This window comes from Kineosporia sp. R_H_3 (assembly GCF_002198675.1).
Taxonomy (GTDB): Bacteria; Actinomycetota; Actinomycetes; order Actinomycetales; family Kineosporiaceae; genus R-H-3.
In genome coordinates this window covers 54142-60869 of the sequence record NZ_MWLL01000176.1, presented here as the reverse complement: position 1 = coordinate 60869, position 6728 = coordinate 54142, and the positions used below count along the sequence as shown (strand labels likewise).

The 6728-nt window shown below is 72.7% G+C and carries 5 protein-coding genes; all 5 read left to right on the top strand.

From position 1 onward, the window contains the following. Positions 1-96 precede the first annotated feature (96 nt). Positions 97-2214: an RNA degradosome polyphosphate kinase gene (locus tag ECOMGDLI_RS19380; RefSeq protein ID WP_088318534.1), complete on the top strand. Its 2118-nt coding sequence runs from the start codon at positions 97-99 to the stop codon at positions 2212-2214. Between the two features lie 20 nt (positions 2215-2234). Further along, on the top strand, positions 2235-3299 hold the full coding sequence (locus ECOMGDLI_RS19375; protein ID WP_088318519.1) for an NUDIX domain-containing protein: 1065 nt from the start codon (positions 2235-2237) through the stop codon (positions 3297-3299). A gap of 279 nt (positions 3300-3578) precedes the next feature. Continuing rightward, a complete protein-coding gene (pstS, locus tag ECOMGDLI_RS19370; RefSeq protein ID WP_088318517.1) occupies positions 3579-4703 on the top strand; it encodes a phosphate ABC transporter substrate-binding protein PstS in 1125 nt (374 codons plus the stop codon). Positions 4704-4816: 113 nt separating this feature from the next. After that, positions 4817-5791: a phosphate ABC transporter permease subunit PstC gene (gene pstC / locus ECOMGDLI_RS19365; protein WP_088318516.1), complete on the top strand. Its 975-nt coding sequence runs from the start codon at positions 4817-4819 to the stop codon at positions 5789-5791. Next, entirely contained in the window at positions 5788-6702 is a 915-nt protein-coding gene (pstA, locus tag ECOMGDLI_RS19360; protein ID WP_088318514.1) for a phosphate ABC transporter permease PstA, read from the top strand. The genes pstC and pstA overlap by 4 nt, the downstream gene beginning before the upstream one ends. The last annotated feature ends 26 nt before the right edge of the window (positions 6703-6728 follow it).

Below are 6728 nucleotides of genomic sequence, written 5' to 3'. Positions count from 1 at the left end.
CGCCCGGCGACCCGGGCCGCGGCCCGGCCGGCCGGCGGCACCCCTGCGGTCAGCGTCGTCCCGGCTCCGGCGGGCCCGGCCCCGACGGCCGCGCCGATGCCGGTCCAGGGAGCGTCGTCCACGACCCCGGCCGACCACCCTGACCGGTTCCTCGACCGTGAGCTGAGCTGGCTCGCCTTCAACGAGCGGGTCCTCGAGCTCGCCCAGGACGAGTCGCTGCCGCTGCTCGAGCGCGCCCGGTTCCTGGCGATCTTCGCGAGCAACCTCGACGAGTTCTTCATGGTCCGGGTCGCGGGCCTCAAGCGCCGCATCGCGACCGGCCTCGCCGTCACCGCGGCGAGCGGTCTCGAGCCGCGCGAGGTGCTCGACGCGATCAGCCGCCGCGCCCACGAGCTCCAGGCCCGGCACGCCGGCGTCTACCGCGACGCGGTCGCGCCCGAGCTGTCCGAACGCGGCATCGCGCTCGTGCACTGGAGCGCGCTCTCGGAGGAGGAGCAGGACACCCTCCACACGTTCTTCCGCGAGCAGGTCTTCCCCGTCCTCACCCCGCTGGCCGTCGACCCGGCGCACCCGTTCCCCTACATCTCGGGGCTGTCGCTCAACCTCGCGGTGATCCTGCGCAACCCGGTGACGGACAAGGAGCACTTCGCCCGGGTCAAGGTCCCGCCGCTGCTGCCCCGGTTCATCGCCGTCGGCTCCGACGACCTGCACCACGCCCGGTTCGTGCCCATCGAGGACGTCATCGCCGTCCACCTCGACCAGCTCTTCCCCGGCATGGAGGTGCGCCAGCACCACACCTTCCGGGTGACCCGCAACGAGGACGTCGAGGTCGAGGAGGACGACGCGGAGAACCTGCTCCAGGCCCTGGAGAAGGAGCTCCTGCGCCGCCGGTTCGGCCCGCCGGTCCGCCTCGAGATCGTCGAGGACGTCGACCCGCACGTCCGTGAGCTGCTCGTCCGCGAGCTCGGGGTGAGCGCCGCGGAGGTCTACGAGGTCCCGGAGCCGCTCGACCTGCGCGGGCTCAACGTCGTCGCCGACCTCGACGTGCCCGAGCTGCACTACCCGAAGTTCGTCCCCAAGACGCACCGGCACCTCAACGAGGTCGAGACGGCCAAGCCGAGCGACGTCTTCGCCGCGATCCGCGAGCGCGACGTGCTCCTGCACCACCCGTACGACTCGTTCTCCACGAGCGTCCAGGCGTTCCTCGAGCAGGCCGCCGCCGACCCTCGGGTGCTCGCGATCAAGCAGACGCTCTACCGCACGAGCGGCGACTCCCCCATCGTCGACGCCCTCATCGACGCCGCCGAGGCCGGCAAGCAGGTCCTCGCGCTCGTCGAGATCAAGGCCCGCTTCGACGAGCAGGCGAACATCTCCTGGGCGCGCAAGCTCGAGCAGGCGGGCGTCCACGTCGTCTACGGCATCGTCGGCCTCAAGACGCACGGCAAGCTGAGCCTCGTCGTCCGGCAGGAGTCCGAGGGGCTCCGGCGGTACTGCCACGTCGGCACGGGCAACTACAACCCGAAGACGGCCCGGCTCTACGAGGACCTTGGCCTGCTCACGTGCGACCCGCAGGTCGGCGAGGACCTCACCCGGCTGTTCAACCAGCTGAGCGGCTACGCCCCGAAGACCGCGTACCGCCGGCTGCTCGTCGCGCCGCGGTCGCTGCGCAGCGGGCTCGTCGACCGGATCGAGCGGGAGATCGCGCACGCCCGGGCGGGCCGGCCGGCCCGGATCCGGTTCAAGATGAACAGCATCGTCGACGAGGTGCTCATCGACGCGCTGTACCGGGCCTCCGGGGCGGGCGTCCCGGTCGACGTCCTCGTCCGGGGCATCTGCTCGATCCGGCCCGGCGTGCCGGGGCTGTCGGAGAACATCCGGGTGCGCAGCATCCTCGGGCGCTTCCTCGAGCACAGCCGGGTCTTCTGGTTCGAGAACGGCGGCGAGCCCGTCGTCTACATCGGCAGCGCCGACATGATGCACCGCAACCTCGACCGCCGCGTCGAGGCCCTCGTGCGGCTCAAGGACCCCGGGCACCTCGCCGAGCTCGACGAGCTGCTGTCGCTGTCCGCGGACGACGGGACGGCGTCCTGGCACCTCGGGGCGGACGGCATGTGGGTGCGGCACGCGCAGGGCCCGGACGGCGAGCGACTGCTCGACATCCAGTCGCACATCATCGCCACCAGGCCGCGGCGGCGGTCGACCAGACGACGGTGACGGCGGGGAGCGGACGACCCATGACGACGCCGACGCCGGCCGTCCCGCAGGACGACGACCCGGCCCCCGACGGCCCCGGCGGGACCGACCGGCTCGCCGAGGTGCTGCCGATGACCGCGCCGCCCGCACCCGTCGACCGCGTGGTCGAGCTGGCCGCCGGGGTCGTCTGCTGGCGGGACGCCCCGGACGGCCGCGGCGGCGACCCCGAGCGCGGCGTCGAGGTGCTCCTCGTCCACCGGCCGAGGTACGACGACTGGTCCTTCCCCAAGGGCAAGGTGGAACCGGGCGAGACGCTGCCGGAGTGCGCCGTCCGGGAGACGGCCGAGGAGAGCGGGCTGCGGGTCCGGCTCGGTCGCCCGCTCCCCACGGTCCGGTACACGCTGCCGGACGGGCGCCCCAAGGAGGTCGCGTACTGGTCGGCGCGGGCGCTGTCCGGCGGCCGGCCCCGGGCCGGCGAGGTCGACCAGACGACCTGGCTGTCGGTCCGCGCCGCCCGCAAGCGGCTCACCCGGGACTCCGACGCGGCGCTCCTCGACGCGCTCGTCGGCCGGGTCGCCGAGCGCCGGCTGCTCACCCGGCCGTTCCTCGTCGTCCGGCACGCGACGGCCCGCCCCCGCCAGGCCTGGACGCACGCGGACGCCGACCGCCCGCTCGTGGCCGCCGGGCGCCGCCAGGCCCTCGCCCTGGCCGCGCTCCTGCAGTGCTGGTCCCCCGACTACCTGCTGAGCTCGCCGTGGCTGCGCTGCACGGAGACGCTCGCGCCGTACGCCGCCTCGAGCGGGGCCCGGATCCGCACCAAGGGCGGGCTCTCCGAGGACGGCTACGCCCGGGACCCCCGCAAGGCCGCCCGGCACGCCCAGCGTCTCGTCGAGCGCGAGCAGGCCACCGCGCTGTGCACCCATCGGCCGGTCCTGGCCGGCGTGGTCGGCACCGTCGCCCGGGCGGGCACGGACGAGGTGCGCGACGCGCTGCCCGACGAGGACCCGTTCCTCGACCCGGCCGAGGTGCTCGTGGCGCACGTCACCCGGCGCTCCGGGCAGCGGCCGACGGTCGTCGCGGTGGAGCGGCACGCCCCGCACCGGTGACCCTTCGCCCGGGAATGTCCGGCGTGTCGCCGCGCAGAACCGTGACGAACCCGACATGGTCACGATCCGGCGACCGCGGCATGACGCGGGTTCACCGGCTGCTCACCCACAGGCCCCCAGAGCGTCGGACGGCGTAGGCGGCACGTTCGCCGCCCGTTCACCCGCAGCGCCGGAGTGCTTCACCTGCCTTCCCTAGCGTTCCGACCAGGCGCCGACCGGGCGCCCGGCAGCACCGCGTGACCGCGACTGCCGACCCGAGAACCAAGAAGGACAGGCCACGTGAAGCTCACCCTGCCCGGCCGCGTCGCGGGCCTCTCGCTCGTCGCGGCGCTCGCCCTGACGGCGTGCGGCTCCGACAACACCACCGGCGACTCGACCCCGAGCGCGGCCGACTCCGCCGCGTCCTCCGGCCCCGCCCTCTCGGGCACGCTGAACGGCGAGGGCTCCTCGGCGCAGAAGAACGCGATCGGCGAGGTCATCTCCGGCTACCAGAGCGCCAACCCCGGCGTGACGGTCAACTACAACGCGACCGGCTCCGGCGCGGGGATCAAGCAGTTCCTCGCCGGGCAGGTCGACTTCGCGGGCACCGACTCTGCGCTGAAGTCCGAGGAGAAGGACGGCGTCGTCGAGACCGAGGCGGCCAAGACGCGCTGCGGCGGGAACGACGCGTGGAACCTCCCGCTCGTCGCCGGCCCGATCGCCATCACGTACAACCTGCCGGGCGTCGACAAGCTCGTGCTCACGCCGTCCGTGGCGTCGCAGATGTTCCTCGGCAAGATCACGAAGTGGAACGACCCGAAGATCGCGGCGCTCAACAGCGGCGCGACCCTGCCGGCGACGGACATCAAGGTGTTCTACCGCGCCGACGAGTCGGGGACCACGGAGAACTTCACCAAGTACCTCAACGGGTCCGCCCCGGCCGACTGGGCCGCGGAGCCGGCGAAGGTGTGGCCGGGCACGACCGGCGAGGGCCGGCCGCAGACCGACGGCGTCGCGCAGGGCGTCAAGTCCACCGAGGGCGGCCTCAGCTACATGGAGTGGTCCGCGGCCAAGGACAACCAGCTCGGCGTGGCCCAGGTCGACAACGGCGCGGGCGCGGTCGCGCTCACCGGTGAGACGGCCGGCAAGGCCGTTGCCGCGGCGGCCGCGGCCGGCGAGGGCAACGACCTCAAGCTCAAGCTCGACTACGCGGTCAAGGACGCCGGCACCTACCCGATCGTCCTGGTGACCTACGAGGTCGTCTGCTCCAAGGGCCTCGCGGCCGACAAGACGGCGCTCGTGAAGTCGTTCCTCACGTACTTCGCGAGCCCCGACACCCAGAAGGGCCTCGAGGAGATCGGCTACGCGCCGCTGCCCGAGGACGTCCGCGGCAAGGTCGTCACGGCGATCAACGCCATCAGCTGACACCCGCACGCGGGAGTCGTGGTCGCCCCGTCCCCGTTCACCGGGGGCGGGGCACCGCGGCGCCCGGGCCGCAGACCCGTTGCACCGCACGACGAACCGGAGACGACGAGACGATGACGAGCATCACGGGGCACTCCGAGGCCGATGCCGGCCCCTCGGGGGACATGGCGGCCACCGGCCGCGTCGGGGACCGGGTCTTCAGCGGCCTGGCGACGGGCTCGGGCGTCTTCGTCGTCACCCTGATCGGCCTGGTGGCCGCGTTCCTCCTCGCGCAGGCCGTGCCGTCGCTCATGGACAACAAGGCGGGCTTCCTCACCTCGCGGGAGTGGCAGGTCAGTGCCGGCGACCTGCGCTTCGGCATCGCCGACCTGCTCTGGGTGACGGTCATCTCCTCGATCATCGCGATGGCGATCGCCGTCCCGATCGCCATCGGCGTCGCGCTCTTCCTCACCCAGTACGCGCCGCGCCGCCTGGCGCGGCCGTTCGCGTCCCTCATCGACCTGCTGGCCGCCGTCCCGTCGATCGTCTACGGCATCTGGGGCTACTTCGTCCTGCGCGACTTCGTGCAGCCGGTGCAGCGCTTCGTCGAGTCGGCGCTCGGCTGGTTCCCGCTCTTCGCGCCCCTGACCGTGAGCGGCACGATCTTCCTCGCGAGCATCGTGCTCGCGATCATGATCCTGCCCATCATCACGGCGATCAGCCGCGAGGTCTTCGACCAGACCCCCGCCGCGCACAAGGAGGCCGCGCTCGCGCTCGGCGCGACGCGCTGGGAGATGGTCCGCACCGCCGTCCTGCCGTTCGGCAAGCCCGGTGTCATCTCCGCCTCGATGCTGGGCCTCGGCCGGGCGCTCGGCGAGACGATCGCCGTGACGCTGCTGCTGTCGGTCACGCGCGGTGCGTTCTCCTGGTCGGCGTTCGCCGGCGGCGAGACCTTCGCGTCGAGGATCGCGAACGGCTCCTCCGAGTTCGACACCCCGCTGAAGACCGGCGCCTACATCGCGGCGGGCCTCGTGCTGTTCCTCCTCACGTTCGCCGTCAACGCCGTGGCCCGGATCGTCATCGAGCGCAGGAAGGCCTTCTCCGAATGAGCACCGTGACCTCCTCGACCGAGCCGGGCGCGATGCCGAACGTCGCTGCCGGGCTGAGCGGGCTGAGCCGCGGCCGGTCCGTGACGAACTCGGTCATGACCGTCGTCGTGTACGCCGCGTTCCTCCTCGCCCTCGTGCCGCTCGCCTGGATCCTCTGGACCGTGCTCTCCCGCGGCTACACCCTGCTGCTCGACCAGAACTGGTGGCTCACCTCGCAGCGCGGCATCACCCCGCGCCGGGTCGGCGGCGGCGCGTACCACGCGATCCTCGGCACCCTCGTCCAGGCCGCGGTGTGCGCCCTCATCGCGGTGCCGATCGCGGTCTTCACGGCGATCTACCTCGTCGAGTACGGCCGCGGGAAGCTCGCCCGCGCGGTGAGCTTCATGGTCGACATCCTCACCGGCATCCCGTCCATCGTCGCGGCGCTGTTCATCTACGCGGTCTGGGTGACGACGTTCGGCCTCCAGCGGGTCGGGTTCGCGGTGTCCCTCGCGCTCGTCATGCTCATGATCCCGGTCGTCGTCCGGTCGACCGAGGAGATGCTCAAGCTCGTCCCCAACGAGCTGCGCGAGGCGTCCTACGCGCTCGGGGTGCCGAAGTGGAAGACGATCGCCCGGATCGTCATCCCGACGGCCCTGTCGGGCATCATCACCGGGGTCCTGCTCGGCCTGGCCCGGGTCATGGGCGAGACCGCGCCGCTGCTCATCCTCGGCCCGTACTCGGCGTCGATCAACACGAGCCTCGTCGACGGCCCGATGGCCGCGCTGCCGACGATGATCAAGGACAACTTCGGCCAGGCTCTCCAGCCCGCGACCGACCGGCTCTGGGCGTCGGCGCTGACGCTCATCCTGCTCGTGCTGCTGCTCAACGGCGCCGGCCGGGTCGTCGCCCGGTTCAGCGCCGTCCGCTGACCGGCCGCGCCGCCGCACCCCACCCC

Excerpts from the sequence above, each read along its gene's own strand:
- pstC (WP_088318516.1), top strand. The coding sequence starts at position 4,817 with ATGACGAGCATCACGGGGCACTCCGAGGCCGATGCCGGCCCCTCGGGG.
- pstA (WP_088318514.1), top strand. The coding sequence starts at position 5,788 with ATGAGCACCGTGACCTCCTCGACCGAGCCGGGCGCGATGCCGAACGTC.
- ECOMGDLI_RS19375 (WP_088318519.1), top strand. The coding sequence starts at position 2,235 with ATGACGACGCCGACGCCGGCCGTCCCGCAGGACGACGACCCGGCCCCC.
- ECOMGDLI_RS19380 (WP_088318534.1), top strand. The coding sequence starts at position 97 with ATGCCGGTCCAGGGAGCGTCGTCCACGACCCCGGCCGACCACCCTGAC.